The sequence below is a fragment of the Sulfitobacter aestuarii genome (assembly GCF_042685005.1).
Classification (GTDB): domain Bacteria; phylum Pseudomonadota; class Alphaproteobacteria; order Rhodobacterales; family Rhodobacteraceae; genus Sulfitobacter; species Sulfitobacter aestuarii.
In genome coordinates, this window is record NZ_JBHUMP010000012.1 from 16,991 (window position 1) to 42,863 (window position 25,873).

Consider the following 25,873-nt stretch of genomic DNA (forward strand, 5'->3'; position numbering starts at 1 on the left):
GGCTATTCCTCTGGTCTTGGGCGTTGTGATCGGAGCGGGGATGGACGACAGGAATTACGAGGCGGCACGGCAGCCGGACATGGATTCCGTCCCGGTAGTGGCAATCGGTGCTTCGGCTGGCGGGCTGGAGGCGTTGAAATCCTTCCTGACCGCGCTGCCGGAAAAGACCGGCGCCTGTTTCGTGATCGTCCAGCATCTCGATCCGACCCACAAGAGCATGCTGACGGAGCTTCTGAACCGCGCGACCAGCCTGCCCGTCGAAGTGGCGACCCATGGCGGCGCGCTGCGGCCGGATCATGTACTGGTCATCCCCGAGGACGCGACGCTGACGCTGCAGGACGGGCATATCCATCTCGAACAGCCCGCACCGCCGCGTCCGATCCGCACGCCGATCGACACTTTCTTCTCCTCGCTTGCCAAGTCGCTGGGCGAATCTGGCATCGCCATCGTTCTCTCCGGCACCGGCAGTGACGGCACCCAGGGGATCAAGCTGCTGAAAGAGTCGGGCGGCTACACCATCGTGCAGGATCCGTGCAACGCCGTCTATGACAGCATGCCGCGCAACGCGATCGCCACCGGGCTGATCGACCTGGTGCTGCCGCCGGCGGAGATGCCGAAGGCGATTGCGAAATATCTGCGTCATCTGCGCGACGGTGATCCGACCGACAGCATGGATCCCGGCACGGCGCGCCCCCATCTCGCGCAGATCTGCCAGCATCTGAAATTGGCGACCGGGCATGATTTCCGGCAATACAAGGAACCGACCCTGCTGCGCCGGGTCCAGCGCCGTATGCAGGTGTTGCAGATCGACACGCTGAGAGCCTATGCCGAGAGATTGCGCGACGACCGGGCGGAGGCGCGGCAGTTGTTCCGCGAATTGCTGATCAGCGTCACCGCCTTCTTCCGCGATCCCGGCGCCTTCGAGGCATTGGAGGTCGCGGTCGACCAGATGCTCCAGCGCAAACCGGCGGACAATGCCGTCCGTGTCTGGGTGGCGGGCTGCGCCACCGGGGAGGAGGCGTTTTCACTGGCAATGCTGCTGCATGAGAAGTCCGGCTCTTCCGAACATTGCCGACGCATCCAGATCTTCCCAGCTCAAACAGGCGCAGGCGAAGATCGACGAGCTAAACCGTCAATTGCTCGCCCAGGTCGATGACCTCACCGCGCTGCTCGAACTCGCGCCCATCGGCATCGTGTTCAGCGACGATCCCGAGTGTCGCAGTCTCGAGCTGAACGAATATGGCTGCAGCCTGACGGGCCTGCCGGAATTCACCACGACACCGGTCAATGCCGATCCGAGCTACGTGATCGAGCAGGACGGCCGCCCTATCGCGCCCGAGGATCTGCCGCTGCAGCAGGTGTGGAAAACCGGCAAGGCGCTGCATGATTTCCGCGGACAGTTCGTCGGGCCGGGCGATCACCGTTTCGAATTGCTGATGTCGGCCTCCCCGGTCCACGATGTCGAAGGGGAGATCCGGCGGGTCATCGGGGTCATCAACGATATCACACCGCTGGTCGCGGCGCGCGAGGATGCGGAAAGCCGGGCCAGGCATCACGCCTATGTGGCCCAGCTCGGCAAGCAGAGCATCGCCGACATATCGGCCGAGCAGATGATCGCCGAACTGCCGGACAGGCTCGCCGAGTTGCTGTCGGTCGATTTCGCCAAGGTCCTGCTCTGCCTGCCCGGACAGGACGAGCTCGAACTCGCGTCGAGCCATGGGTTCGACGTGCCGCCCGGCACCCGTGTGGGCACCGGGGCGCAGAGCCAGGCCAGATATACCTTGACCATGCGCGAACCGGTCACCGTGGAGGATCTGAGCACCGAAACGCGGTTCAACGGCCCGCCATTGTTGCGCGACGCCGGTGTCGTCAGCGGATTGAGCGTGATCATCGGCGATCCCGACGAACCGCTCGGCGTGCTCGGCGTCCATACGGCAACGGCCCGGGCCTTCTCCGATGATGACCGCAGCTTCCTTCAATCCGTGTCGAATGTTCTGGCCGCCACCCTGCGCCGCACCGCCGCCGACCGGCAGAAGCAATTGCTGCTCGACGAACTGCGCCACCGGGTCAAGAACATGCTCGCGACGGTGCAATCGGTGACCTCGCTCACCCTGCGCGGTGCCGGGCTGGACCCGGAGGTGAAGGAGCGGCTGACCAACCGGATCCAGACCTTGGCACTGGCCCATGATCTCAACTTCCGGCGCAATGACGACGTTGTCGATCTCGCCGAACTGGTGCGCATCCAGATCGAACCCTATGATCCGAACGAGGAACGCGTCACGGTCCGGGGCCGCAGCGCCTGCCGCCTGCCGCCGGATGTCGCCATCGATATGTCGATGATCGTCCATGAGCTGGTGACCAATGCCATAAAGCACGGGGCGCTGGCGGGAGATGAGGGCGAGGTTACCATCACTCTGGATGACGGCAGCCAGCAGCAAAACCGCGTCCGGTTCGAATGGCGCGAGCGCCACCCCCGGGCGCAGGATCCCCAGACCCGCGCAGGGAGCGGCACGATGCTGTTGAAAGCCATCGGCGCCCAGCCGCATTTCGACGTTGACTGGACGATGGCGGAAAACGGGCTGGTCTGTAGCGTGACGGTCAATCTCTGATCGAGAGCGGTCCGGGTTTGCCCGCATCGCGGTCTTCCCCGATCCCGTCAGCCACTTTGCGACGGGAAAACTTCTCGCCGAGCATCAGCATCGCCGGGGTCAGGATCAGCGTCAGCAGCGTCGCCACCGCGAGTCCGCCGACGATGGCGCTGGAAAGCTCGGTCCAATATTGCGTCGATGGCGCGCCGAACACGATTTCCCGGGTGAAGAAATTGAGGTTCGCACCGAGCACCATCGGCATGAGCCCGAGCGCCGTGGTCACCGAGGTCAGCATCACCGGGCGCAGACGCTGAGCGCCGGTCCGCAAGGCGGCTTCGCGCGGCGGCAGACCGAGGCGTTTGAGGTCGTTATAGGTGTCGATCAGCACGATGTTGTTGTTCACCACGATCCCCGCCAGAGCGATGACGCCGATGCCGCCCATGACGATGCCGAAGGGCCGTCCCGTGATGATCAGACCGAGCAGCACACCAGCGACCGAAAAGACGATCGCGCTCATCACCACGAAAGCCTGGTAGAAATTGTTGAACTGCAAAACGAGGATGACGAGCATCAGGAAGATCGCCGCCACGAAAGCAGCTGCGAGGAAGGTCATCGTCTCGGCCTGATCTTCGGCCTCCCCGGCAAAGCTGTAGCTGACACCCTCAGGCAGATCCGCCTCTTCGAGCGCGCTCTGGAGCGCCGTGATCTGATCGTTCACCAGCACGCCCGGCACGACGTTGGCCTCGATCGACACGACGCGCTGCTCGTCGATGCGGGTGATCGTGCCGGTCCGCTCGGAGGGCGCGAAGGTGACGAAGTTGGAGATCGGCACCAGCCCGGCCGAGGTCGGAACCCGCAGATTTCCCAGCTCCGAGAGCGAGCGCTCTTCGGCCGGGAAGCGGATGCGGATGTCAAGCTCGCCGTCCGCATCCTCGGGACGGTAATCGGCCACGGCGATGCCCTGCGTCAACAGCTGCACCGCCTGGCCCAGCAGGCTGACATCGGCCCCGTAGCGCGCCGCCTCGGCCCGGTCGACAAGGATCGAGACCTCGACACCGGGCAGGGGGCGGGTGTCGGTCACATCGGTGAAACCGCCGATCTTGTCCATGAAGGACAGGACCTGCGTGACGGCCTCATCCTGCATGGCCGGGTTGCGCGCCGCGATCTGGAGGTTGATCGGCTTGCCGCTGGTCGGACCGCCGCTTTCTGTCTGTACCTGCACGTCGATACCGGCGATATCGCCGACGTCCGCGCGGATCTCGGCACCGATCTGCGCCGCCGGGCGGCGTTCGTCCCAGTCCGTCAGTTCCAGTTGCAGAACGCCGATGGTTTCCTCGTCGCCCTGTCCGGCGCTCATCGTCGAGCGGGCATAGACGGTGGCGATCTCGTCATATCCGTGCAACCGCGTCTCTACCCGGCGCACCAGCGCATCGCGCTCGTAGATCGAGAAATTGTCCCGCGCGCGCACCTGCACCTGCATGAATTCGGGCTCGACCGAGGGGAAGAAGGTCAGCCCCTTGCCGAACTGGCCGTAGAGTCCGAAGGCACCGAGCAGCAGCGCCAGCGCCAGCAGCGCCGTGGCACCGGGACGCAGGATCGCCCATTCAAGCAGCCGGACATAGACCCCGGTCAGCCCGCCGATGCGCCGCGGATCGCCCTTTTCGGCATCGTGCAACGCGCGTTTGGCGGCGGCTTTCTGCGGCGGGCGCTTGCCGATCAGACCGCCGAGAACCGGGATGAAGATCAGCGCCATGAACAGCGATGCAAAGAGCGTCAGGATGACAGTGATCGGCAGGAATTTCATGAACTCGCCGACCATGCCGGTCCAGAACAGCAGCGGGAAAAAGACGCTGAGCGTCGTCGCCGTCGAGGCGATAAGGGGCCAGGCCATGCGCTTGGCCGCATCGGCATAGGCCCGGCGCGGCGGGGCGCCTTCCTGCAGGCGCCGGTCGGCAAGCTCTGTCGTGACGATCGCGCCGTCCACCAACATGCCGACGACGAGGATCAGCGAGAACAACACGACGATGTTCATCGTGTGACCCATCGCCCAAAGCGCCGTCACCCCCGCCAGGAATGCACCGGGAATGGCCAGACCGACCAGGACCGCCGAGCGGATCCCGAGGGCGGCGACGATCACGATCATCACCAGGACCACCGCTGCGATGACATTGGCCTCAAGATCTGACAGCAGCGTTTCGACCTGCTCGGACTGGTCCTGCAGATAGGTGATCTCGACACTGTCGGGCCAGTCCGCGCGCAGCGCCTCCAGCGCATCCTTGGTCGCCGCCACCGTATCGATGATATTCGCACCCGAGCGTTTCTTGACCTCGAGCGCCAGCGCGGGCTGCCTGTCGATGCGGGCGAAACCGGTCGGATCCTGGAACGCGCGCCGGATGGTCGCGACATCCTCGAAGGTCACGACCGCATCGCCGCGCACCTTGACCGGGATTTCCATGACGTCTTCGAGATCCTCGATCAGCCCCGGCACTTTCAGAACGATCCGTCCGCCGCCCGTCTCGATGGCCCCGGCGGCGATCAGACGGTTGTTGCGCTGCAACTGGCTGATCAATTCATCAAAGCTGAGATTATAGGTCTGGAACACCGTCGGGTCGATCAGCACTTCGAGGAATTCCTCCCGCTCGCCCCCGATATCGACCTCCAGAACCCCGGCCAGCCCTTCGATCGCCTCCTGCGCCTCATCGGCCAGCGCGTTCAGCGTGCGTTCGGGAACCGGGCCGGAGATGATTGCCGTGATGATTGGAAACAGCGCCGTGTTGATCTCGGTGATCGTCAGGTCATAGGCGTCTTCCGGCAGATCGCCCTCGACCCGGTCGACGGCCTCGCGCACCTTGTCGAGCGCCTCGTCGATGTCGCCGCCCGGCGTGAATTCGAGCTGGACGCTGGCGAAGCCTTCCGAAGCATGGCTCTCCATCTTCTCCAGCCCGGTGATCGCCGCGAACTCGGTTTCCATCGGTTCGATCAGCAGCCGCTCGGCGTCGGCGGGGCTGATCCCTTCGAGCCCGGTCGAGACATAGACCAGCGGCAGCGGCACTTCCGGATTGGCCTCCTTCGGGATCGAGACATAGGCATAGGCACCGACCCCGAGGATCAGCAGCAGCGCCATGAGCACGACCCGGGCGCGCGAGAATGCCGCCTCGATCAGGGTGTTCATTGCTCCGTTCCCTCCGCGACCGCGCCGGCCGTCTCCGGCGCGAGGGAGGGGGCGACGATTTCGCCCGCGTTCACGAAGCCCTGACCGACCGTGATGATACGTGCCGTGTCCGGCAGGCCGGTGACCCAGACGCCGTCGATCTCGGCCCGCACGATCTCGATCGGATTGAAGGCGACCTTCTCCTCCTCGGTCACGGTCTTGACGCCCAGCAGGCCCTCGGGGCTGAGCGACACGGTGGAGGGCTGGACGAAATGCGCCTCGGCCTCCCCGGTCGGGATGCGGATCTCCGCCGAGATGCCGGCGGGAATTGCGCCATCCTCGTTGGCCACGTCGATCTCGGCCAGGAAGGTCCGTGTCTCGGCACTGGCGGAGGTGCCTACGAAGCTCACGACGCCCTCGCGCTCCTCTCCGGTGATGAAACGCACGGTGGCGGTCTGGCCGTTGTCAAGTCGGCGCAGCGCCTGTTGAGGCACCTGGATGGCTACCGTCAGGGGGCGGTTGTCGACAATCCGCCCGACTTCGGCGCCCGCCTGAACGAACTCGCCGGGATCGAGCGACAGCGTCTCGATCCGCCCGGCGAAAGGCGCGGTGATCTCGAGGGATTGCAGCGCCTGTTCGGCGCTGGTCACCGCCGCTTCGGCAGCCGCGAGAGCGGCCCGCGCCGCGCTCACCCGGTCGGCGGTGGCGACGCCGCGTTCAAGCAGGCGGCTGGCATTGTCGAATTCGCGCTGCGCGCTGGCGCGTTCCTCACGGGCACGGGCAAGGTCGGCATCCGCCCTTGTTGTCGAAAGCCGCGCGATCACAGTACCGGCCGCGACATCCTCGCCTTTCGAGACCAGCACCTCGGCCACATCGCCGGAGCTTTCGGCGCGCATCGACGTGTCCCGGTCAGGCTGCGCCTGACCTTCGGCCTGGAACCATAGCGTCACCGGTTGCGCCCGCGATCGTTCGATCGTCACCGCCACGGGTGCGACACCGCTTGCGGCGACCTCGGTCTCCTGCGGGTCTTCGGAGGGAAAGACATAGCCGCTGCCCATCCAGGCGATGATCGCCACGACCAGCGCCGCGGCAATCCATATCGCGCGGGAGGCGCCCTTGTCGTCGTCAAAGCTCAGTCGCTCGGTGTCATCGCTCATCTGTCAGGTCCTTGTGGCCGCGCCGCGCCCTGCTTTGATCATACCGCATCGTGGAGGAACAAGTCCGATAGGGCGCGATTTCAAGCGTTGGGCGCCTCGTGACGTGTGGTCAGAGCATGGGCTGCTTCGATTGAGATCAGGATCAGAGCCTGCAAAGCGCATCCTGTCGGCGGCCGAGCCGTGTCTCAGCTCGCCATGTCACGGTAGCGGGTCATGAAACGCGCGATGTCCGAGCGCGCCGGTTTCCGGCCGGTGAACACCTCGATATAACCGGGCACACGGGCGAAACGCTCCGCGCGGCTGTCGGGTTCCTGCATCGAGATATAGCCGATCTGGGTATAGATCACCGTCAGGGCGCGCACCTCTGCCTCGGACGGCTCGAAACCGAAGCGCAGGAACAGGCCCTTCACCCCGTCCTTGCGCCGCTGATCGGCCCGATCCAGCCGCGCCTGCAGCGCCGGATCGTTGCGCGCCCAGTTGCGGATCGCCAGATCGAGCCGGGAATCGAACATCTCGTCATCGAGCCAGCAGTCGAACAGGTTGAACAGGGCCTCGCAGATATTCTCGGCGTAGGCTTCGCAGCGCGCGACGAGATTGCCGGTGTTCCTATCCTCCCAGCGGCGGATCATCGCCTCGAGCAGCGCGTCGCGGTCTCTGAAATGCCAGTAGAAACCGCTGCGGGTCAGGCCCAGCCGTTTAGCCAGCGGCATGATCTTGACCGCCTCGACCCCGCTTTCGGTCAGCACCGCGTAGGCGGCGTCGAGCCAGGCGTCCTCGGCATTGTTCGCGCGGCTCTGGTTTGCAATCCCCATGGGTCTTGATGAAAATTATTGACAGAAATGTCAATCGACCTGACACCTGTGTCAGCGCTTTGAAAAATTTGCTCGCCCGGGAGGCTCCATGTCGAAAGATCCGCTGCTGCAACCGTTCCAGCTCAAGCATCTGACGCTCAGAAACCGGATCATGACGACCAGCCATGAGCCCGCCTATCCCGAGGACGGGATGCCCAAGGAACGCTATGCCGCCTATCACGCAGAGCGCGCCAGGGCCGGTGTGGCGCTGGCGATGACCGCCGGGTCGGCCGCCGTCAGCCGCGACAGCCCGCCGGTGTTCAACAATGTGCTGGCCTACAAGGACGAGGTCGTGCCGTGGATCCGCCAGCTCACCGACCGCTGCCATGAACATGGCTGCGCGGTGATGATCCAGCTCACCCATCTCGGCCGTCGCACCACCTGGAACAAGGGCGACTGGCTGCCCTCGCTGTCCTCCTCGCGCCACCGCGAACCGGCGCATCGGGCCTTTCCCAAGCTTGTCGAGGATTGGGACATCGCCCGCATCATCTCCGATTTCGCCGATGCCGCCGAGCGGATGCAGGCCGGGGGCATGGACGGGATCGAGCTGCAGGTCTACGGCCACCTGCTCGACCAGTTCTGGTCCCCGCTGACCAATGATCTCACCGGCCCCTACGGCGCCGATACGCTGGAAAACCGAATGCGTTTCCCGATGGATGTGCTCGAGGCGATCCGCAAGCGCGTCGGCGCAGACTTCATCGTCGGTCTGCGCTATACGGCCGATGAAGCACAGAAGGGCGGCATCACCCCCGAGGAAGGGCTGGAGATCTCCAAACGGCTCGCCGCGACCGGGCAGGTCGATTTCCTCAACGTGATCCGGGGACGCATCCATACCGACCCGGCGATGACCGACGTGATCCCCGTGCAGGGCATGAAATCCGCCCCGCATCTCGATTTCGCGGGCGCGGTGAAGAAGGCCACCGGCATGCCGACCTTCCATGCCGCGCGCATTCCCGATGTGGCCACGGCGCGTCATGCGGTGGCCGAAGGGCTGCTCGACATGGTCGGCATGACCCGCGCCCATATGGCCGATCCGCACATCGTGCAGAAGATCGTCGAAGGCCGTGAGGATGACATCCGCCCCTGCGTCGGCGCCACCTATTGTCTCGACCGGATCTACCAGGCCGGGGATGCGCTCTGCATCCACAACGCCGCCACCGGGCGCGAACTCACCATGCCGCATACCATTCCGCCCGCCGGAACCCGCCGTAAGGTGGTGGTGATCGGCGCCGGCCCCGCCGGTCTGGAAGCCGCCCGCGTCGCGGCCGAACGCGGCCACGAAGTGGTGGTCTTCGAGGCGGCACCGGACCCGGGCGGCCAGGTCCGCCTGACCGCGCAAAGCCCGCGCCGTCGCGAGATGATCGGCATCATCGACTGGCGCATGGCGCAATGCGCCGCACGCGGCGTCGAATTCCGCTTCGCCACCTGGGCCGAGGCCGAGGATGTCACGGCGCTCGACCCCGACGTGGTGATCGTCGCGACCGGCGGCCTGCCCAACCTGGAGCTGTTCGAAAGCGGCCATGAACAGGACAACGTGATCTCGGCCTGGGACATCATCTCGGGCGATGTGAAACCGGCGGGACATGTGCTGATCTATGACGAAAGCGGCGATCACCCGGCGCTGCAGGCCGCCGAGGTTGCCGCCCATGCCGGGGCCAGGGTCGAAGTGATGACCCCCGACAGGGTCTTTTCGCCGGAGATCATGGCGATGAACCTCGTGCCCTACATGCGCGCGCTGCAGGACAAGGACGTGACCTTCACCGTCACCCGCCGCCTGCTCGACGTGGCGCGCGAGGGCAACCGGCTGAGTGCGACGATCGGCACCGATTACAGCGACCATAGCCATCAGGCGCAGTATGATCAGGTCGTGGTGAACTACGGCACCATGCCGCTTGATGAGCTTTATTTCGAGCTGAAGCCGCTGTCCTCCAACGCCGGGGAGCTCGATCATGACGCGCTGATTGCCGGACAACCGCAACAGGTGCAGCGCAACGCGTCGGGCGGTTTCCAGCTCTTCCGCATCGGCGACGCGGTAAGCGCCCGCAACACCCATGCCGCGATCTATGATGCCCTGCGGCTGATGAAGGATATCTGAATGCAGGACTTCCGCGATACCCGCCCCGTCACGACCCGTGCCCGGCTCTCCCGGCCGCGTAAGGACTTCCCATGAAGATCGGCGTCATCGGCACCGGCACCATCGCCTCGGCGCTGGTCGAAGGTCTCGCGGGGCAGGGCCACAGGATCACCGTCTCCGAACGCAGCGCCACCCATGCCACCCGGCTGGCGGCGCAGTTTGACGAGGTCACCATCGCGCCCAACCAATCGGTTCTGGATGACAGCGAAGTGATCTTCATCGGCCTGATGGCGAATGCCGCGGCCGATGTTTTGAACGCGCTTGCCTTTCGCGCGGATCACCGTGTCGTATCGCTGATGGCGGGGCCGGTGCTGGACGAGGTGGCGCAAATGGTTGCCCCGGCACGGGCCGAGGCGGTGATGATTCCCTTTCCGGGCATTGCCAGGGGCGGATCGCCGGTGCTGGCGCTGGGACAGGTAGATCTGCTGCACGCGCTGTTCGGCGACCGGAACACGCTCTATGAATTGTCCACCGAGGCGGAGCTTGCCGCCTATATCTGCGCGCAGGCGGTCCTGTCACCGGCCGCGCTCCTGGTGGCCGAGGCGGCGGATTGGCTGGGGGAGAGGGTCGCCGAGCGGGATCAGGGCGAGGCGTTTCTGCGGCTGCTCGTCGGATCGAGCCTGCTCGGCACGGAAAGCAGGCCGCTGCTCGCCGCACTCGACACGCCCGGCGGGTTCAACCAGCGACTACGCGAAGACCTGCGGCAATCGGGCATGGTGAGCGCGCTGAAGCGCGCGCTCGATCGTCTGGAAGGCAACGCCTGACCGCAGGCCTCAGCGCGGAAAGGCCAGTTCCGGCTTGTAGCTGGCGAAGCTCGACAATGTCTGGGCATTGCATTCCGTCTGCCAGCGCGATCCCTTGGACACCGCGGAAACACAGGGATAGGTGGCGCGATAGCCGTCGGTGCGCTCGTTCTCCTCGATGGCGATCGCCACCATGCCGGCCACGACACCGCCCTGCCGCTCGACCAGCCGGATCGCGCCGTCCATCGTGCCGCCGGTTTCGACCCATTGATCGGCCAGCAGCACCCGCGTGCCCTCGGCAAAGGCAGGCTTGCGCATTTCCATGTCCTGGGTCTTGCCTGAATAATTGCCGAAACTGACCTTGTCGGTCTCGACACAGAGCTTGCCCGCCTTGCGGATCGGCAGGAATCCCACCTGCGAACGTGCCGCCAGCGCCGCCCCGAGCACGAAGCCCATCGCATCGAGCCCGGCCACCACGTCATATTCGACGCCGTCGAGATCGGCCATAAGATCGTCGAGCAGGTCGTTGAACGCCCGGGCGTTGATGTAGATCGAGGTCGGATCGAGCCAGGCGAATTTCTCCCCCTTGGTGTTCGGGGCCATGATGTTCAGATACCAGCGGTCATCGCGCGGGCCTTTGTCTTGGTCGCTCATTGGCTGTCTCCCTGTCCTATTTTGCGACTGATCTGCATCAACGCGTGCAGACGATCGGGGTCGATGTCATAGAAATTACCGGGCCGATTGATGCCCGTGGCCACCATGAAGCAATCGACATCACTGTATTCTTCGGCGTTCTGCGGCGTGATACCGGAGGCCAGCGCCAGCGCAGTGTCACCGATCGCCTCGCGGAACGTCCTGATCTTGCCCAGATCGGCGCGCTGCCCGGTCGCCACGCCCGAGGTCGTGACCACATCCATGTAGTTGCGGGCCGAGGCGGCGGCGGCGCCGTAATGCGCGGGATCGACCTCGCGCTGCTTCTTGAAACAGGTGCCGCCGAAATACATGCCGTCCCAGCCGCTATCCGCGCGGATCGCGGCGATCTCCTCGGCCTCGCGGTCCTTGCCATGTTCGTCGATACAGGCGTCATCGGCCCAATAGGCATCGACAACGCAGCCCTCGGCCGCCAGTTGCCCGAGCCGGGGAAAGGCCTCCCGTCCGGTCACGGCGAGGAAATTCACCCCGATCCACAGTGACGGAAATTGCGCCCGCGCATCGCGGATGATCGGCAGGAAGCGTTCCGGTTCGAAATCATGGTTGATCAGGAAGCAGCCCGGCGCGCCGGCCCCGACCAGCGCGCGGATATTGGCAAGGGTGCGCTGCGTGTCGAGCACATGGATCACCGGCAGCACGACCGGCCCCGGCGATTTGAAGTGTTTATGGAATTGATCTCGGTTCATGGAGGAACGCTAGCCGCCGATTGGGGATTTACTAAATTTATTGTTGCAATCGTTCCATTAGCTTCGCAAATTTCTCGGATGCGCGTGCTGAACCTCCCCACCGACCTGCTGCGCACCTTCGTCACGGTGATCGAGGTGCAGAATTTCACCCGTGCGGCAGATCTGCTGGGCCGTTCGCAGCCTGCCGTCTCCCTGCAGGTCAAACGTCTGGAAGAACTGGTCGGCTACAAGCTGATCCACCAGAAGGGCCGCAACATGCAGGTCAGCGACAAGGGCGAAGCGCTGGCCATGCATGCGCGCCAGATCCTGCGGCTCAACGATCAGGCAGTCGGGCTGTTCGACAACAGGGCAGGGGATGACACGCTGCGCATCGGCCTGCCGCTTGATTACGGCGTGCGTGAACTGCAGCGCAGCCTGACCGCGTTGATGAAGGAGACGCCGCAGACACATCTGCGTGTGACCTGCGACCTGTCACAGCATCTGCTCGACGCGTTGATCCGCGACGAGATCGACATCGCGCTGGCGCTCTATCAGGGCGGCGATCCGCAATTTCTCGTGCGCTATTGGCAGGAAAATCCCTTCTGGGTCGGCGCCGACGGGCTCAGCCCCGGCGATTTCAGCGACCTGCCGCTGGTCGCGCATCCGACGGGCTGCGTCTATCTGCAACGGATGCGCGAGGCGCTCAAACGCAGCCGCCGCGGCTGGGAGGTGGTGTTCTCCAGCCCCGATATCGACGCGGTGCAGCAGGCGGTGCGCGACGGGCTGGGCTTTTCCAGCTTGACCGCGCTGACCCTGCGCGAGGGCATGCGGCGGATCGGCGAGGACGAGGGGCTGCCGGTGCTGGAACCCTTGCAGATCGGGCTGTTCTACCGGCAGACGCGGCTGCGCGGCAGCGGCAACCGGGTCACCGAATGTCTGATCGAAACCATCGAGAAGGTCCTGCTCTCGGTGCCGCCCGCGGTGGAGTGACCATTGCGAAACGTTATGGCTCCATATGTTCGATAAATTTCTCTCAGGTCAGAATCTTCTCTACACTCGCTGCAACGGATCAGGAAATTTCCGAAGAACATGCCGCAAAAGACGGCGCCAGATGACAGCGGAGGGAAGAATATGACCGAGATAATCAAACCGGGCGGCCCGGGTTTGCGGCGACGTGACGTGATGCGGCTCGGGGCCGGCGTGGCGCTGTCGGCGCCCTTCGTGGGTCGGGCCTGGGCGCAGACCACCGACATCAACATGCTGGCCTGGTACGGGCATGGCGAAGCCGACGTGGTCGGCGCCTTCGAGGAGGCCCATAACGTCAAGTTCGTGCCGAAATACTATGCCGGGGGCGACAACATGCTGGCGCTGATCGCGCAATCGCCGCCCGGCACCTATGACGTGATCCTGTCGGATGCGGAATTCGTCCAGCAGCTCAACGCCGCGGGCTATATCGAGGCGCTCGATCAGAATGACTATCCGTTCGACGACATGCTTCACGAGGATTTCCAGAAATTCCCCGGCCATTGGGAGGGCGATACGCTCTATTCGATGATCGTGCGCGGCGGGCATCTCGGGGTCTCCTACAACACCACTGCGATCAGCCCCGAGGAGGCGCAGAGCTACGACGCGTTCTGGAAACCCGAGGTCAAGGGCAAGGTCGGGCATTTCGACTGGCACCTGCCGACGCTGGGCATGATGAGCCTCAAGAATGGCAATGGCGCGGAGCTTTGGGATCTCAGCGAGGAGGAATGGCAGGCGGTGCAGGACACCACGATGAGCCTGCGCCCGCAGGTCGGCGGCTTCTTTGACTACGGCGGCACGTTCAACAGCCTCAAGAACGGCGAGATGCACGCCATGTGCGGCATTGGCGACTGGATCACCGGGGTGCTGGAACGCGACGGCGCGCCGGTTGCCTCGACCATTCCGAAAGAGGGCGGCATCCAGTTCACGGAGAGCTATTCGATCGGCAAGGGCAGCCAGAAGGCCGAGCTGGTGACCACGTTCATCAAATACATGACCTCTCCCGAAGGCCAGGTGAAGCTCGCGCAGATGGCGGCCTATCCCTGTTTCGCGGTGACGCGGGGCGGGCGCGACCTGTTGCAGGAGGTCGATCCGAAGGAGGCGGAGCGCAGCCACCAGATCGACGGCATGCCCAATGACCCGATCGCGCTGATCAACGAGGGCCGGATCCAGTATCGCGACATTCCCACCCAGCAATCGCTGGAGGACTGGAACGATTTCTGGTCCGAATACAAGAACGCCTGAACGGCGCATCTTCGCGGCGGGCGGCCCTGGGGCGGCCCGCTCCCCGAGGCTTTCGAGCGCTGGTTGATCTGTTGAAACGCACGTTGAATCTCTATGCTCTGACCTGGCGGTTGCCGATCATCTTCTGGCAGCTGCTGTTCTTCGTCGGGCCGTTGCTGTTCATGGTCGCGATCTCGTTCTTCGTGGTGAAGAACTACCGCATGACCGAAGCTTTCGAGCTGGTGAACTGGCAGAAGATGCTGAGCCGGAACTACTTCTGGGACAGCTATTGGTACACCCTGTTCATCGCGGCGCTGAGCGCCAGCGTGGCAATGCTCCTGGCGTTTCCGGCGGCCTATGCGCTGGCCTTCCGCGCTTCCGAAGGGCTGCGGCGATGGGCGATCTTCCTGCTGATCATCCCGTTCTTCACCTCCTATCTGGTACGCACCTTCGCTTGGTATGTAATCCTCGCGGAAAGCGGCGTGCTCAATGCGATGCTGGGCTATATCGGGCTCGGCCCGTTCCGGATGCTGAACACCAGCTTCGGCACCATCGTCGGCTATCTGACCCTGACCTTGCCGCTGGTGGTGATCCTGCAGACGGTGAGCATGGCCAATATCGACAGGACCCTCGTCGAAGCGGCGCGCAATCTCGGCTGCCGTCCGCTGGCGACGATCTGGCGCGTGGTGCTGCCGCTCTCCAAGACCGGACTGATCGTGGCGGCGCTGTTCTGTTTCATTCTCTCCTTCGGGGATTTCGTCGCGCCCTTCTATCTCGGCGGCTCGCAGGAACCGACGCTGCCGATCCTGATCCTCGACACCACCAAGTCCGGGCAGCAATGGCCGCGCGCGGCCGTGGTGGCGATCGTGATGATGTTGACGCTCTTCGTCACCGCCTTCGCCGCCATCGCGCTGGCCTATCGCAAGGGGAGCGGTGCGCGATGAGCAGGCTGCGCAGCAACGGTCTGAACCTGATCCTGGCGCTCTATGTGGCGCTGGTCTTCCTGTTCATCTTCGCCCCGATCGGGTTCAGCCTGGTGTTCTCGCTGAATTCGCAACGGTTTCCGACCATCCCGCTCGGCGAATTCTCGACCGAATGGTATGTGAAGGTACTGAGCGATCCGGACATCTGGCAGGCGGCGCTGAATTCGCTGATCGTCTCGCTCTCCACCGCGGTGATCGCGACCTTTCTCGGCTTCTGCACCGCCTATTCCGATTTCCGCTATAATTTCCGCTGGAAGGCGCCCTATCTGGCGCTGATCCTGCTGCCGCCGACGATCCCGCTGATCATCATGGCGCTGGCGATGCTGGCCTGGCTCAGCAAGCTCGGCCTGTCCGGGCAGCTTTGGTCGATCATCCTCGCGCATACGGTGCTGACCGCGCCTTTCGCCATGGCGGTGATCCGCCTGCGGCTGCACCAGATGGACCCGGATCTGGAGGCGGCGGCCTGGAACCTCGGGGGCAGCGAATGGCAGACGATGCGCCATGTGATCCTGCCCTATTGCCGCCCTGCCATCGTCTCGGCCCTGTGCCTGACTGCGGCCGTGTCCTTCGACGAATTCGCCATCGCCTGGTTCGTTTCCGGGCTCAACAAGACCATTCCGGTGGTCATCCTCGAGATCGTGCAAGGCAATATCGACCCGCAGGTCAACGCCATCGGCACATTCGTCTTCCTTATTTCCATGACGCTGGTGATCCTCGCCCAGGTGTTCCTCATCAGCCGCCAGACAAGAAGCCCGACCTCATGAACCAGCCCCTCGTGACCTTCCGCAATGTCCAGAAACGCTTCGGCAGCTTCGTTGCGGTGCGCGACCTGACGCTGGACATCCATGAGGGCGAATTCCTCGCGATCATGGGCTCCTCGGGCTGCGGCAAGACCACGACGCTGCGGATGCTCGCCGGGCTCGACAGCCCCAGTTCGGGCGAGATCCGCATCGGCGGCAAGCTGATGAACGAAGTGCCGCCCCATGCCCGCGACACGCCGCTGGTCTGGCAATCGCTGGCGCTCTTCCCGTTCCTCACCGCGCGCGAGAATGTCGAATTCGGCCTGAAGATGCGCGGCGTCGGCGCGGCCGCGCGCAAGCGCCGGGCGCTCGACTGGCTCGAACGGATGCAGATCGGCGAATTCGCCGAGCGCAATGTCGCCACCCTGTCAGGCGGGCAGAAACAGCGGGTGGCGCTGGCCCGGGCGCTGGTGATGGAGCCGCGAATGCTGCTGCTGGACGAGCCGCTTTCCGCGCTCGATGCCAACCTCGTAATCCGCATGCAGGCGGTGCTGACCCGGCTGCAGAAGGAGCTCGGCATCACCTTCGTCTATGTCACCCATTCGCAATCGGAGGCCTTCGCCATGGCCGATCGGGTGGTCATCATGAGCCAGGGCGATCTGGCCCAGGTCGGCACGCCGAAGGACATCTACCGCGCCCCGGCCAACCGTTTCGTCGCGGAATTCGTCGGCCGCAACAATATCCTGAGCGGCAATGTCGCCGCGATAGAGGGCGATCTTCTGATCATCGACACGCCGACGGGCCGCTTCACCGCCAATGCGCCTGCCGGCGGGCGCGGCATCGGGCAGGCGGCGAGCTTTGTCGTGTCCGCCGATCTGGTCACGCTCGGCACCGCGCCGCCGCAGACGCCCAACCGCGTGGCGGCGACGCTGATCTCCGAGGAATTCGTCGGCTCGATGGTCACCCTGTTCCTCGAAAGCGGCGATGGCCACGAATTCAAGGTGCAGATGCAGGAACGCCATCTCGACAAGCTGGAACTGGGCAGCGATGCCCGGGTCTGGCTGAGTTGGGAGCCGAAGAACGCGCATGTGCTTGACGAGCCGCTGTCGCCCTGACGCGGTGCCAAGGCGACAGCACAGGACCTGCCGCTAGACCAGGAACAGCGACAGCCAGGGCACGAAGCTGACCAGCATCAGCACGAACAGCATCAGCGCGATGAACGGCAGCACCGAGGCGGTGACAAGGGTGAAATTCTCCTTGAACGCCGTCGAAGCGACCAGCAGGTTCAGCCCCATCGGCGGCGTCAGCAGGCCAATTTCCAGGTTCAGCACCATAATGATCCCGAGATGCACCGGGTCGATCCCGAAACCGGCAGCGACCGGCAGCAGCAGCGGCCCGAAAATGAGCAGGGCTGAGATCGTGTCCATGAACATGCCGACGAGCAGCAACAGCAAGTTCATCGCCAGAATGAACAGGATGACATTGCCGATATTGGCCTGCAGCCAGCCCCCCAGCGCATTGGGCACGCCTTCTGTTGCCAGGAACACGTTGACGCTCATCGCGATGGCGATGATCGGAATGATCGACCCCAGCAGCGCGACGGTATCCTGAACGATCTGGTAGAGATCGCGCAGCCCGACCTCGCGGTGGATGAACATCTCCACCAGCAGCGCATAGACGAGCGCCACCGCGGCGGATTCCGTCGGGGTGAAATAGCCGGAATAGATGCCGCCCAGAAGCAGGATCGGCATGAACAGGGCCGGGCCACCGCGCCTGAGCGCCGCGCGCCGCGACTTGCGCGTTTCGGGCGTCGGCGTCGGCATTGAGCGGTTCATCCACAATGCATAGACCACCATCACCCCGGTCAGCAGAAGCCCCGGCAGCAGGCCGGCCAGGAACAGATCGACAATCGAGGTCTCGGTGGCGATGCCGTAGATGATCAGCGGAATGGACGGCGGGATGATGATGCCGAGCGTCCCGCCCGAGGTCAGCGCGCCGAGGGCGAAGCGCTTGGGGTAATTCTCGCGCAGAAGCGCCGGATAGAGCACTGCCCCGACCGCCAGCAGGGTCACCGGCGAGGATCCCGAGATCGCCGAGAAGACCGCGCAGCTCAGGATCGCCGCCGCCCCCAGCCCGCCGCGCAGATCCTGGGTAAAGGCGACCGCCACGTCGATCAGCCGCGCCGCGATGGAACCGCGGGTCATGACCGCCCCGACGAGAATGAACATCGGAATCGACAACAGCGCTTCCTTGTCGATCGCGATCCAGGCGTCCTCGACCATGTAGAGCAGATCGCCGTCGCCCCAGGTCAGATGCAGATAGGCGACCGTGACCGCGAGGATGATGACGATGTTCTGACGCAGCGCCAGCAGGGCGATCACGATCAGCAACAGGATGACGGAGGCTGACATCAAATTCGTTCCTCATGCCGCGGCTGCAGATCCGGGTCGATCGCGAAAAACAGGTAACGGAGCCCGGCAGAGGCCAGGCCATAGGGCAGCGCGAGCTGGGCGATCCAGATCTCCAGCGACAGCGGCGGCGTGGTGAAACCCATCGCGCGGTTGTCCAGCACCAGAAGGGCACCGTAATAGGCCCCGGCAAACATCACCGCAGCGCCGACCAGATGCCCCACCCGCGTGGTGATGGGATCGAACCGCGCCGGGATCGCACCATCCAGAACAGAGGGGCGGATATGACGGTTCAGGGCGACCGCAAGGGCGATGCCGATAAGCGCGGAGCCGTTGGCCAGCAGGACCGCGATACGTTGGCCTCCCCAGATCGGGGAGGCGAAGAGCTCGCGAGAGATGACGTCCGCGAACAGGATCGCGGCGGCAATCGCGTAGAATGCCCCCGCGGCCAGGGTCTCGATCATCAGCAAGGCTGAGAGGAAACGTCGCATCCCCGGTCTAGCTGGCGGTGCAGGCTTCGCGTGCCTTGACCACCGCGTCATAGACGCGCTGAGACTCGCCGCCGGTCGCGTCGATCAGCTCCTGGGTCTTCTCTTCGGTCCACAGGGCGGCCCATTCGGCACGCTGCGCCTCGTCGAGCTCGTTGATCGTTCCGCCTTCCTCGACATGCTTGGCACTGAAGAAATCGATCGCATCCCGCACGGCACCGCGCAGCGCCTGCGCCGGTTCCATCGCCTCGTTGAACTGTGCCTGCTGTTCCTCGGAAAGCCGGTCCCAGACCTTCGTCGACATCAGCATGATGGAGGGCTGATAGATATGCCGCGTGCGGGTCAGATGGGGAGAGAGCTTGCCCACACCTCCGGCAACATAGGAAATGGTCGGAAGCTCACCGCCGTCGATCAGGCCGGTTTGCAGGCCGGTCGCGGTCTCCGAAAACGGCAGCGGCACGCCCGAAACACCGGCGGCACGCCAGTAGAGATCATGGTTGAGCGAGGTGCCCACCCGCATCTTCAGCCCATCGACATCCTTCGGCCCGCTGATCGGCTCGTCGGTGAAGAGGTTCTGCCAGCCCAGCTCCTGCCATTGTACCAGTCGCAGGCCCCGGGCCTGGAACAACTCGTCATAGGTATCGGAGAGATGTTCGTCGAGCGCGCAATCGGCCTGTTCGAAATTGTCCCAGAAGAACGGCGTCACCAGCATGGCGACTTCAGGAACCACGCTGGCGACGGCGGTGATCGAGAAGATACCGGCGTCAAGACGGCCGCGCGCGGTCTGCTTGATCGTGTCAGTCTCGGCACCGAGCTGGTTGGCCGCAAAGACCTCCATGGTCATGGCGCCACCGGAAATCTCGGCCAGATTGGCGGCGGATTTCTCAAGATGCGCGACCCACGGGGTTCCGTTCGGCGCGGCGGTCGCCACTTTCAACGTTTCGGCCTGCGCCGCGGCGGCACCGACGATGGCGCTGACAACGACTGCGATAAAGGATGTTCTGGTCATATTGCCTCCCTGAATCTGCCCCTCCCTAAGAGGCGTCCCGGCAAGAATACTTGAATTAGAATGTTAATTCTAGTATTTTGTTTCGCGAGGGGGACGTTCGATTTGCAGGAACAACCAGGCGACCAGCGCAAGCAGCAGAAACGCGGGGAAAAAACCACGCGACGGGTCTTGGATGCGGCGCGTCGGCTGATCGCCAAGGGTGGCTTTGATGCCGCGCAATTGTCCCAGGTTTCGAGGGAATCGGGGGTCTCGACCGGCAGCCTCTATCATCACTTCGGCTCCAAGGAGGGCATCTTCACCCGACTGATCGAGGAATTCGCCGATCAGGCCGTGGCCGACCTCCAGGCGCTCGACCTCGCCGAGCTCGACTTCGACGCGCGGCTGCGTCGGCTGCTCGACCTGACCTGCGCCCAGTTTCGCAACAACCCCGAGCTCTACCGCTCGATGTCCGAACGGGTGAAGGCGATGCCCGACATCTGGGTGCCTCTGCGCGAGCTGCGCAAGGAATTCGAAACCCGGATGCGGGCGGAGCTCTCAGACAGCCTGCGCGCGCGCGGCGTTGCAGAGCCCGACGCCGCCATCCACCGCATGATGCAGGTGGTCCTCGGCCTGCTCACCCATTCGGTGGTGTTCAGCTCCGGGCCGGTGAGTGTCGAGGAGCCCACGCTCGAAAACCAGATATTCACGATAGGATATGCCATTATCCTCCTCCCCACATGTGCAAAGGAACTGCCATGACCGATATCGCATCCTGGTCCGCGATCGAGACCGCAACGAAGATCCGCCGCAAGGAGGTCTCCGTGGTCGAGGTGACGCAGGCGCATATCTCGCGCATGGAAGCGCTGAACCCGTCGCTCAACGTGATCACCACGCCGGTGAGCGAAGCGCTGGACGTGGCGCGCGCTCTTGACGAGAGCGGCAACCCCGAAGATCCCGCGCCGCTGTTTGGCGTTCCGGTCACCACGAAGATCAATGTCGATCAGGCGGGCTATGCCAATTCGAACGGGATCCCGGCCTTCAAGGACATGGTCGGCCCCGGGGATTCGCCCGTCGTCTCCAATCTGAGAAAAGCGGGCAGCGTCATCATCGGGCGCACCAATACGCCCGAGTTCTCGATGCGCTGGTGCACGTCGAACCCGCTGCACGGCGTATCGCTCAACCCGTGGGACGCGACCGTGACCCCGGGCGGATCGAGCGGCGCTGCCGCGGCGGCGGTGGCCTCCGGCATCGGGGCGATTGCGCATGGCAATGATCTGGGCGGCTCTCTGCGCTATCCGGCGTTCTGCTGCGGCGTCGCGACCATCCGGCCCTCCTTCGGACGCGTCCCGGCAATGAACCCCATCGGCGGGGAACGCCCGCCGCTGACCCAGACCATGTCCGTGCAGGGTCCGATCGCGCGCAGCATCGCGGATGTACGCGCCGCGTTGCAGGTCATGTCGATGCGTGACAGCCGCGATCCGCTGCAGGTGCTCGCACCGGATAGCGGCCGCGCGCGTGGCGAGAAGATCACCATCGGCTATTGCGCCAACCCGTTCAGCGCGCCGCTCGACCCGGCGGTGCAGGCAGGCATGGACATCGCGGTGCGGGGCTTGCGGGACGCCGGTTTCGCACTGCGCGAGATGACCCCGCCGGAACCGGACGCGACCGCCCGGCTCTGGGGCGATATCCTGTTCACCGAGACCGCCCATGCCGCGCAGGACACCATCAACGCGCATGGCTCGCAGGAGATGAAGCGGCTGCTGGAATCCTATCTCGACCGGTTCCCGCCCCTCGACACCGGCGCGCTGCTCGACGCGATGTCGCGGCGGATCATGCTTCAGCGCGCCTGGTCGCTGATGTTCGATGACATCGACCTGTTCATGATGCCGACATCGCTGCTGCGCCCGTTCGAGAACGATCTCGATTTCAGATCGCCCGAGCGCATCCCCGAAATCATCGACGCCCAGCTGCCACTGCATGCAATCAACCTGCTCGGCCTGCCCGCTGCCGCCCTGCCGACCCATCTCGCCGAGGGTGTCCCGGTCGGGGTGCAGATCGTGGCCCCGATGCATGACGATTACTTCGTGCTCGACGTGGCCGAAAGGCTGGAGCGGGAGATCGGCACGATCTGGCAGAAACTGCCGCTCTGGGCCTGAGGCACGCGCCGTCCGATATCGCAAGCCTGCCGCGGGGCGATCGTTTCAGGTCGCCCCCGGCTCCCCGAGCGCCTTCACCTGACGCTTCAGCTGCGCCAGCAGCAATTTGGCCGCCGGCGTGAGGAAGATCTGCCGCTTGGTGGCAACGGACAGGTTCAGCTGCGGGAGCGGATCCGTGACCGGAACCTTGACGAGGTCATAGCGGCTGGCCAATTGCCGGAACAGACCGTCCGACAGGAACGAAAACCCCCGGTTCTCGACCACGGAGGCAAGGAGCGTGGTCAGGGAATGGCAGCGCGTGACGGAGACCGAGCGCAGGAAATCGTGGTTCGGCGCAAAGAGTCCGCCCGGCCCGAAATCGGGGCCGTGAATGAACCAGGGACCATCGGGAAGATCGGCCAGTTGCCGGGTGTCGCGCCCGGGGTTGCTCTTGTGGGTGACGAGGACGATCTGCATGCTGATCAGCTTCTCCACGATGATCGCAGGATCGGAAAAGCTCTCCGGCGTCGGGCCGATGGCCATTTCGATCTCGCCATTGCGCAACAGGTTGATCGCATCGGGGTAAAGCGAATCGAACACCTCGACATCGACCAGCGGCCAGGTCCGCCGGAACTTCGCCAGCGCCCGGGGCAGCAGCGCAGTGCCGCCCACCGGTGACAGGGCAAGCTTGACGGTGCCGAGCTGCTCCATCCTGAGCTGGTCGGCCTCATCCTCCAGCCGCGCCACCTCGGCGAGCACACTGAGCGCACGGGCATGCACCCGTTTGCCATGATCGGTGAGCTTCACCCCGGTCGGGGAGCGGTCGAATATGGGCAGGCCGAGCTCTTCCTCGAACTGCAGGATCAGCCGGGTCAGAGACGGTTGGCTGCGTCCCAGACGGAGTGCCGCCTTGCGAAAGCTCCCCGCGCGTTCGATTTCCACGATGGCCTGAAGTTGTATTATCTGCATCACGCAACTATGCCGCCGCCTCGGCGGGGGGCAAGCGCTACATGAAGGCGACGAGGCCGGTCGCGATGACCGGGAACAGCAGGATCAGCGCCAGCGCGACGAGATCCGCCGCGACGAAGGGCAGAACGCCGCGGAATATCCGGGAGAGGGCGATATCCGGCATCACCGATTTGACCGTGAAGACATTCATCCCGATCGGCGGCGTGATAAGCCCGAGCTCGATGACCACGACCATCACGATGCCGAACCAGATCATGTCGACCCCGAGCCCGTAGAGGGTCGGCAGGAAAACCGGCACGATCAGCAAGAGCAGGCCGATGGTCTCGAACACCATCCCGAGAAGCACGCAGATCACGCAGATGGCCAGAACGAGTCCGAGCGGGCCGAGTTCGAGCATCTCGACCAGATCGAGCAGGTCATAGGGCAGCCCGCTGAGGTTGATGAAATTCGCAAAGACCAGCGTGCCGAATATGACCGCGAACAGGATCGCCGTGGTTTTCACCGCTTCGAGCAACATTTCCGCCAGCGCGCCAAATGTCCGGATACCGCCCCGCCACAGCGCGAATAGCCCGGCCCCGGTCGCGCCGATGCCGGCCGCCTCTGTCGGGGTGAAAACGCCGAGGTAGATGCCGCCGAGCACGACGATGAACAACAGCAGGATGGGCCAGACCCGGATCAGCGCGAGATTGCGCTCCGCCGCCGAGAGCGGCTTTCCGGCGGGGCCGAGCTGCGGGTTGCGCCAGACCGTGAGCCAGACGGCGCCCATGAAGAGCAGGACGAGCAGCAGGCCGGGCAGGGTCCCCGCGATGAACAACTTGCCGATGTCCTGTTCCGCCACCAGCCCATAGACCACGAGGGGAACCGAGGGCGGTATCATGATGCCGAGCGTGCCGCCTGCCGCGACGACCCCCGAGGAGAGCCGGTCGTCATAGCGGTAGCGGCGCATATGCGGCATAGCCACTTTGGTCATGGTCGCGGCGGTCGCCAGCGACGAGCCGGACACGGCGGAAAAACCGGCACAGGCCAGCACGCTTGCCTGGGCCAGCCCGCCGCGGCGGCGGCCGACGGCGGCATAGGCGGCGTTGAACAGGTCTTCGGAGATGTTCGAGCGGTGAATGAAAATGCCCATGAGGATGAAGAGCGGGATCACGGAAAGCCCGTAGCTGGCCGCGGCCTCCATCACCTGCTGGCCGGTCATCGCCAGCGCCCCGGACCAGTTCCAGCCGCGCAGCCAGGCAAAGCCGACCAGACCGACGACCAGCGTGACGAAGGCCAGCGGCAGGCCGATGAAGCTGAGCAACAGGACGGCGGCAAAACCGAGCAGGGCCTCAGCCATGGGGATCATCCTCACGCAGCGGATAGGACAGCAGGAACAGGATGAACCCAAGCGAGGAAAGGGCCGCCGCGATACCCGGGAACAGCCAGATCGGCAAGGCGAGGACGATGGTCGTCCGGGCATTGGCCAGAGCGTCAAGCGCCATGTCCCAGAGGATATAGAGCAACAGGGCATAGACGACGAGCGAGAACAGGAACCTGCTCCAGCGCATCAGGGCGGGGGCACGTTCGGTCAGCAAATGGTCAAAAAACGTGACGCAGATATGCTGATCCGTCGCGGTGACGAAGGCGAAACCGGCGAAGACGACAGCCACCATCAGCAATTCCACCAGTTCGGAAGCGCCGAAGATCGAATTGTTGAAGCCGTAGCGCCCGATCACGTCAATGAAGGTCAGTACCGCCATGACAAACAGCGCGCCGCAGGCCAGGGTCGCGAGCAGCTTGCTGACCGCCGCGACCAGATATGACCCCGCCTGTCGCCTCACTGGCCGACATTGGCTTGATAGCGGGCCTCGAAATCATCGATCACCGCCTGTCCGTCAATCCCCATGCCATCCATCTGAGCGACCCATTCGGCGACCCGGGGCTCACCGAGCGCCTTAAGCTCGGCCAGAAACGCCGGGCTGCCGTCGACGAATTCGACACCCGCTTCGACCATCTCGGCATGTGCCGCTTCGAAGATGCGATCCTGCTCCGCGCCCATCCAGCGCACGAAATCACTGCCGAGCGCTGCCCTGATCGCGTCGCGGTCGGTCTCGGAAATAGCGTCCCATTTCTGCTTCGAGACGAAGAAGGAGAAGGTCGCCTGGAAAATCTTCTCGTCGAAGATGGTGGCGGATTTGGTGTAGTCGGTCAGCTTGTACTGTGTCACCTCGCTCTGCGGGACGCCGACATGGCCATCGACCACGCCCTTTGACACCAGTTCGAGCATCTGGACCGCGGGGCCCGATACGACCGAGGAGCCGGTCTCGGCGATCACATTCGCGGTCACGCCGGGAACCGACCAGATCTTGCGTTCCGCGAGATCGGCGATCGAGGTGATCGGGGTGTCCGTCACCGAGAATATGTCACCGCCGTTCAGCGCAAAAAGCGCCAGCAGCACGGTCTCGCCATATTCGTCCTTTTCAGCCAGATGTTCCTGATAGGTCTCCCAGAGCGCGACGCTGGTCATCTCGGAATCGGCATGGCCGAGGAAGGGCAGCATCGAGAATTGCACCCCCGGCACCTGGCTGCGCAGAAAGCCGTTGAACTGCACCGCGCCGTCCATCACCCCGTTGACCACGCCGTCATATTGATCGGGCGGCGCGGCGAGCGATTTCGGCGGCACCCGCAATTTGACGCGCCCTTCGGTGGCGGTCTCGATACGTTCGCCGAGCTCGGGCAGGAAATCCTTGCAGACGTAATGTTGCGGCGGAAAGAAGCAGTTGAACAATATCGTTTCCCGCGCAGCGCCCGCGCTCGGCAAGGCCATCCCCATCGCCGCGGCGACCGTGGCTGCCGCCATTCCTTTTGCCAGTCTCATGTCATCTCCCCCTGTTGCACGGCAGGATGCCGTATCTTTCGCTTGCCATCAAACGCGG

23 protein-coding genes are annotated in these 25,873 nt (G+C 64.3%); 11 read left to right on the forward strand and 12 right to left on the reverse strand.

The genetic code is table 11. The annotated features are described in order from the left end of the window. Positions 1–40 precede the first annotated feature (40 nt). On the forward strand, positions 41–1,156 hold the full coding sequence (locus ACFSUD_RS13520; protein WP_386375138.1) for a chemotaxis protein CheB: 1,116 nt from the start codon (positions 41–43) through the stop codon (positions 1,154–1,156). After that, the gene (locus ACFSUD_RS13525) at positions 1,044–2,609 is read left to right on the forward strand and encodes a sensor histidine kinase (protein ID WP_386375139.1); all 1,566 of its coding nucleotides are present in this window, start codon (positions 1,044–1,046) and stop codon (positions 2,607–2,609) included. Before ACFSUD_RS13520 ends, ACFSUD_RS13525 begins: the two co-directional genes overlap by 113 nt. Here ACFSUD_RS13525 and ACFSUD_RS13530 read toward each other — a convergent pair. The 3 genes from ACFSUD_RS13530 to ACFSUD_RS13540 form a co-directional block, all read right to left on the reverse strand. Beyond that, positions 2,599–5,760 carry an efflux RND transporter permease subunit gene (locus tag ACFSUD_RS13530; RefSeq protein WP_386375140.1) on the reverse strand — a complete coding sequence of 1,054 codons (3,162 nt, stop codon included), beginning with the start codon at positions 5,758–5,760 and terminating at the stop codon, positions 2,599–2,601. The genes ACFSUD_RS13525 and ACFSUD_RS13530 overlap by 11 nt on opposite strands. Then, positions 5,757–6,896 carry an efflux RND transporter periplasmic adaptor subunit gene (locus ACFSUD_RS13535; RefSeq protein WP_386375141.1) on the reverse strand — a complete coding sequence of 380 codons (1,140 nt, stop codon included), beginning with the start codon at positions 6,894–6,896 and terminating at the stop codon, positions 5,757–5,759. The genes ACFSUD_RS13530 and ACFSUD_RS13535 overlap by 4 nt, the downstream gene beginning before the upstream one ends. 185 nt (positions 6,897–7,081) lie before the next feature. Continuing rightward, on the reverse strand, positions 7,082–7,708 hold the full coding sequence (locus ACFSUD_RS13540; RefSeq protein ID WP_386375142.1) for a TetR/AcrR family transcriptional regulator: 627 nt from the start codon (positions 7,706–7,708) through the stop codon (positions 7,082–7,084). An 88-nt stretch (positions 7,709–7,796) separates the two neighbouring features. Here ACFSUD_RS13540 and ACFSUD_RS13545 point away from each other — a divergent pair, with 88 nt between their 5' ends. Then, positions 7,797–9,842 (forward strand): FAD-dependent oxidoreductase, encoded by a 2,046-nt coding sequence (locus tag ACFSUD_RS13545; RefSeq protein WP_386375143.1) that lies wholly within the window; start codon positions 7,797–7,799, stop codon positions 9,840–9,842. A 71-nt stretch (positions 9,843–9,913) separates the two neighbouring features. Continuing rightward, positions 9,914–10,645 (forward strand): NAD(P)-binding domain-containing protein, encoded by a 732-nt coding sequence (locus tag ACFSUD_RS13550; protein ID WP_386375144.1) that lies wholly within the window; start codon positions 9,914–9,916, stop codon positions 10,643–10,645. Positions 10,646–10,654: 9 nt separating this feature from the next. On the opposite strand, the gene ACFSUD_RS13555 is transcribed toward ACFSUD_RS13550, so the two are convergent. Together ACFSUD_RS13555 and ACFSUD_RS13560 are read right to left on the reverse strand one after the other, a co-directional pair. Further along, positions 10,655–11,278: a phosphoribosyltransferase family protein gene (locus ACFSUD_RS13555; RefSeq protein WP_386375145.1), complete on the reverse strand. Its 624-nt coding sequence runs from the start codon at positions 11,276–11,278 to the stop codon at positions 10,655–10,657. Further along, complete coding sequence (locus ACFSUD_RS13560; RefSeq protein ID WP_386375146.1) at positions 11,275–12,021, reverse strand: BtpA/SgcQ family protein; 747 nt, start codon at positions 12,019–12,021, stop codon at positions 11,275–11,277. The genes ACFSUD_RS13555 and ACFSUD_RS13560 overlap by 4 nt, the downstream gene beginning before the upstream one ends. Before the next feature lie 78 nt (positions 12,022–12,099). On the opposite strand from ACFSUD_RS13560, the gene ACFSUD_RS13565 reads away from it, so the two are divergent. The 5 genes from ACFSUD_RS13565 (at position 12,100) to ACFSUD_RS13585 (ending at position 17,085) form a co-directional block, all read left to right on the forward strand. Continuing rightward, positions 12,100–12,990 (forward strand): LysR family transcriptional regulator, encoded by an 891-nt coding sequence (locus ACFSUD_RS13565; protein ID WP_386375147.1) that lies wholly within the window; start codon positions 12,100–12,102, stop codon positions 12,988–12,990. A 141-nt stretch (positions 12,991–13,131) separates the two neighbouring features. Continuing rightward, complete coding sequence (locus ACFSUD_RS13570) at positions 13,132–14,268, forward strand: polyamine ABC transporter substrate-binding protein (RefSeq protein WP_386375148.1); 1,137 nt, start codon at positions 13,132–13,134, stop codon at positions 14,266–14,268. A gap of 71 nt (positions 14,269–14,339) precedes the next feature. Then, complete coding sequence (locus tag ACFSUD_RS13575; RefSeq protein ID WP_386375149.1) at positions 14,340–15,191, forward strand: ABC transporter permease; 852 nt, start codon at positions 14,340–14,342, stop codon at positions 15,189–15,191. Beyond that, a complete protein-coding gene (locus ACFSUD_RS13580; protein WP_386375150.1) occupies positions 15,188–15,994 on the forward strand; it encodes an ABC transporter permease in 807 nt (268 codons plus the stop codon). Before ACFSUD_RS13575 ends, ACFSUD_RS13580 begins: the two co-directional genes overlap by 4 nt. Then, complete coding sequence (locus ACFSUD_RS13585; protein WP_386375151.1) at positions 15,991–17,085, forward strand: ABC transporter ATP-binding protein; 1,095 nt, start codon at positions 15,991–15,993, stop codon at positions 17,083–17,085. The genes ACFSUD_RS13580 and ACFSUD_RS13585 overlap by 4 nt, the downstream gene beginning before the upstream one ends. 33 nt (positions 17,086–17,118) lie before the next feature. Here ACFSUD_RS13585 and ACFSUD_RS13590 read toward each other — a convergent pair whose 3' ends face one another. Genes ACFSUD_RS13590 through dctP (ACFSUD_RS13600) form a run of 3 tightly spaced genes read right to left on the reverse strand, consistent with a single transcriptional unit; the run spans position 17,119 to position 19,875 of the window. Continuing rightward, complete coding sequence (locus tag ACFSUD_RS13590; RefSeq protein ID WP_386375152.1) at positions 17,119–18,381, reverse strand: TRAP transporter large permease; 1,263 nt, start codon at positions 18,379–18,381, stop codon at positions 17,119–17,121. Then, positions 18,381–18,869: a TRAP transporter small permease gene (locus ACFSUD_RS13595; RefSeq protein WP_386375153.1), complete on the reverse strand. Its 489-nt coding sequence runs from the start codon at positions 18,867–18,869 to the stop codon at positions 18,381–18,383. The genes ACFSUD_RS13590 and ACFSUD_RS13595 overlap by 1 nt, the downstream gene beginning before the upstream one ends. Before the next feature lie 7 nt (positions 18,870–18,876). Further along, positions 18,877–19,875 carry a TRAP transporter substrate-binding protein DctP gene (gene dctP / locus ACFSUD_RS13600; RefSeq protein WP_386375154.1) on the reverse strand — a complete coding sequence of 333 codons (999 nt, stop codon included), beginning with the start codon at positions 19,873–19,875 and terminating at the stop codon, positions 18,877–18,879. Positions 19,876–19,977: 102 nt separating this feature from the next. Between dctP (ACFSUD_RS13600) and ACFSUD_RS13605 the strand changes: the two genes are divergently transcribed. Together ACFSUD_RS13605 and ACFSUD_RS13610 are read left to right on the forward strand one after the other, a co-directional pair. Beyond that, on the forward strand, positions 19,978–20,613 hold the full coding sequence (locus ACFSUD_RS13605) for a TetR/AcrR family transcriptional regulator (protein WP_386375155.1): 636 nt from the start codon (positions 19,978–19,980) through the stop codon (positions 20,611–20,613). Continuing rightward, positions 20,610–22,010: an amidase gene (locus ACFSUD_RS13610; protein ID WP_386375156.1), complete on the forward strand. Its 1,401-nt coding sequence runs from the start codon at positions 20,610–20,612 to the stop codon at positions 22,008–22,010. The genes ACFSUD_RS13605 and ACFSUD_RS13610 overlap by 4 nt, the downstream gene beginning before the upstream one ends. 45 nt (positions 22,011–22,055) lie before the next feature. On the opposite strand, the gene ACFSUD_RS13615 is transcribed toward ACFSUD_RS13610, so the two are convergent. From ACFSUD_RS13615 to dctP (ACFSUD_RS13630), 4 genes are read right to left on the reverse strand one after another with little or no spacing between them, the layout of a single operon-like run. Next, entirely contained in the window at positions 22,056–22,958 is a 903-nt protein-coding gene (locus ACFSUD_RS13615) for a LysR family transcriptional regulator (protein ID WP_386375157.1), read from the reverse strand. 37 nt (positions 22,959–22,995) lie between these two features. Then, the gene (locus tag ACFSUD_RS13620; RefSeq protein WP_386375158.1) at positions 22,996–24,294 is read right to left on the reverse strand and encodes a TRAP transporter large permease; all 1,299 of its coding nucleotides are present in this window, start codon (positions 24,292–24,294) and stop codon (positions 22,996–22,998) included. Next, positions 24,287–24,778 (reverse strand): TRAP transporter small permease, encoded by a 492-nt coding sequence (locus ACFSUD_RS13625; RefSeq protein WP_386375159.1) that lies wholly within the window; start codon positions 24,776–24,778, stop codon positions 24,287–24,289. The genes ACFSUD_RS13620 and ACFSUD_RS13625 overlap by 8 nt, the downstream gene beginning before the upstream one ends. Further along, positions 24,775–25,815: a TRAP transporter substrate-binding protein DctP gene (gene dctP / locus ACFSUD_RS13630; RefSeq protein ID WP_386375160.1), complete on the reverse strand. Its 1,041-nt coding sequence runs from the start codon at positions 25,813–25,815 to the stop codon at positions 24,775–24,777. Before dctP (ACFSUD_RS13630) ends, ACFSUD_RS13625 begins: the two co-directional genes overlap by 4 nt. Between the last annotated feature and the right edge of the window lie 58 nt (positions 25,816–25,873).

Excerpts from the sequence above, each read along its gene's own strand:
- ACFSUD_RS13520 (WP_386375138.1), top strand. The coding sequence starts at position 41 with ATGGACGACAGGAATTACGAGGCGGCACGGCAGCCGGACATGGATTCC.
- ACFSUD_RS13585 (WP_386375151.1), top strand. The coding sequence starts at position 15,991 with ATGAACCAGCCCCTCGTGACCTTCCGCAATGTCCAGAAACGCTTCGGC.
- ACFSUD_RS13565 (WP_386375147.1), top strand. The coding sequence starts at position 12,100 with ATGCGCGTGCTGAACCTCCCCACCGACCTGCTGCGCACCTTCGTCACG.
- ACFSUD_RS13525 (WP_386375139.1), top strand. The coding sequence starts at position 1,044 with ATGAGAAGTCCGGCTCTTCCGAACATTGCCGACGCATCCAGATCTTCC.
- ACFSUD_RS13580 (WP_386375150.1), top strand. The coding sequence starts at position 15,188 with ATGAGCAGGCTGCGCAGCAACGGTCTGAACCTGATCCTGGCGCTCTAT.
- ACFSUD_RS13545 (WP_386375143.1), top strand. The coding sequence starts at position 7,797 with ATGTCGAAAGATCCGCTGCTGCAACCGTTCCAGCTCAAGCATCTGACG.
- ACFSUD_RS13555 (WP_386375145.1), bottom strand. The coding sequence starts at position 11,278 with ATGAGCGACCAAGACAAAGGCCCGCGCGATGACCGCTGGTATCTGAAC.
- ACFSUD_RS13615 (WP_386375157.1), bottom strand. The coding sequence starts at position 22,958 with ATGCAGATAATACAACTTCAGGCCATCGTGGAAATCGAACGCGCGGGG.
- ACFSUD_RS13620 (WP_386375158.1), bottom strand. The coding sequence starts at position 24,294 with ATGGCTGAGGCCCTGCTCGGTTTTGCCGCCGTCCTGTTGCTCAGCTTC.
- ACFSUD_RS13550 (WP_386375144.1), top strand. The coding sequence starts at position 9,914 with ATGAAGATCGGCGTCATCGGCACCGGCACCATCGCCTCGGCGCTGGTC.
- ACFSUD_RS13530 (WP_386375140.1), bottom strand. The coding sequence starts at position 5,760 with ATGAACACCCTGATCGAGGCGGCATTCTCGCGCGCCCGGGTCGTGCTC.
- dctP (WP_386375154.1), bottom strand. The coding sequence starts at position 19,875 with ATGACCAGAACATCCTTTATCGCAGTCGTTGTCAGCGCCATCGTCGGT.
- ACFSUD_RS13540 (WP_386375142.1), bottom strand. The coding sequence starts at position 7,708 with ATGGGGATTGCAAACCAGAGCCGCGCGAACAATGCCGAGGACGCCTGG.
- ACFSUD_RS13570 (WP_386375148.1), top strand. The coding sequence starts at position 13,132 with ATGACCGAGATAATCAAACCGGGCGGCCCGGGTTTGCGGCGACGTGAC.
- ACFSUD_RS13560 (WP_386375146.1), bottom strand. The coding sequence starts at position 12,021 with ATGAACCGAGATCAATTCCATAAACACTTCAAATCGCCGGGGCCGGTC.
- ACFSUD_RS13610 (WP_386375156.1), top strand. The coding sequence starts at position 20,610 with ATGACCGATATCGCATCCTGGTCCGCGATCGAGACCGCAACGAAGATC.
- dctP (WP_386375160.1), bottom strand. The coding sequence starts at position 25,815 with ATGAGACTGGCAAAAGGAATGGCGGCAGCCACGGTCGCCGCGGCGATG.
- ACFSUD_RS13535 (WP_386375141.1), bottom strand. The coding sequence starts at position 6,896 with ATGAGCGATGACACCGAGCGACTGAGCTTTGACGACGACAAGGGCGCC.
- ACFSUD_RS13595 (WP_386375153.1), bottom strand. The coding sequence starts at position 18,869 with ATGCGACGTTTCCTCTCAGCCTTGCTGATGATCGAGACCCTGGCCGCG.
- ACFSUD_RS13590 (WP_386375152.1), bottom strand. The coding sequence starts at position 18,381 with ATGTCAGCCTCCGTCATCCTGTTGCTGATCGTGATCGCCCTGCTGGCG.